Source organism: Methylosinus sp. R-45379, from assembly GCF_001644125.1.
Lineage (GTDB): Bacteria > Pseudomonadota > Alphaproteobacteria > Rhizobiales > Beijerinckiaceae > Methylosinus.
On the sequence record NZ_LUUM01000029.1, the window covers coordinates 1 to 1047 of the forward strand.

General features: G+C 61.7%; 1 pseudogene. It reads left to right on the forward strand.

Annotation, left to right across the window (positions count from 1 at the left end):
• Positions 1–150: 150 nt before the first annotated feature.
• Positions 151–1047: pseudogene (locus tag A1351_RS02055) on the forward strand (hypothetical protein); the annotation flags it as partial.

The following is a 1047-nucleotide window of genomic DNA, read 5'->3' on the forward strand; positions in this document are numbered from 1 at the left end:
TCGGCGAAGGGCGATTCAGCGGCGGTGAAAGCTGGCGGAGGGGGCGGGACTATCCGTCATCACCTCGCCAAGCAACTGAAATCAATTGACATCAATATCTTACATGGCCATTTTGGGGGATAGGTCTGGGGTATAAGTGGGGGATAAGCCTTGTCGAAGGCAAAGCTCGGGAGCCATCTTGAACGGCATGGCAACCGCATTCGCGTGGTGAAGATGATCCCGCCCAGCCTGTGGGAGCACTTCGGCAAAAAGAAGCTGAAGGAAAGCCTCCCCGCAGGGACCACGCCGCGCCAAGCTGACAGCCTCAAATGGGCCGTGCTCCATCGCCTCCAATGCCAATTTGACGAGGCGCGTGGGGGCCGTGAGAAGGAAGGCTTGACGGGGGAGGCTGTCCAGCTTCGTGAAGAATTGCGCCGGGCCACGCCGCATGAAGTGGCAGACGGGAACGGCAACGTCGTCGAGGTCGTCAACCCGGTAGAAGATTACATCGTGACCCGCGCCGAGGCCATTGAGGCGAGCCAAGGGGAAGCCGCCGCGCGCGCCTTCGCCGATGTGGCTTTCGGTCGGGCCACGCCGCTCAATGCCTACCTGGAGAGTTGGTTCTCACGGCGACGGCTCGGCAAGGGCTACCGGGATGACATCGAACGGGCGCTTGAACGGCTCGGCGAATGGTGTCGCGCCAACCACACCCCCGAGACGGTCGAAGCAATTACCGGCAACGTCGCTCATTCCTACGTGGAGGGACGCTTCATCGGTCGTGGCATTCACCGCCGAACCGCGAACAAGGACGTTTCCTGTCTCTCGTCCTACTGGCGCTATTTGGGATTGGTCCCCAAGGTGGCGAAGGCTAACCCGTGGCAGGGGCAACAGGTGTCGGCCGGAGAGGCCCGCGAACAAGGCGGCAGCACAGGTGAGAAGCGCCCGTTCACGGATGAGGAAGTCGTGGTGTTGCTCCGCAAGATCGGACCCCGCGAGCGCCAGTTCTCTTTGATCGCTGCCCTATCCGGGATGCGACAGAATGAGATTGCCCGCCTATGCGTCCAGGAC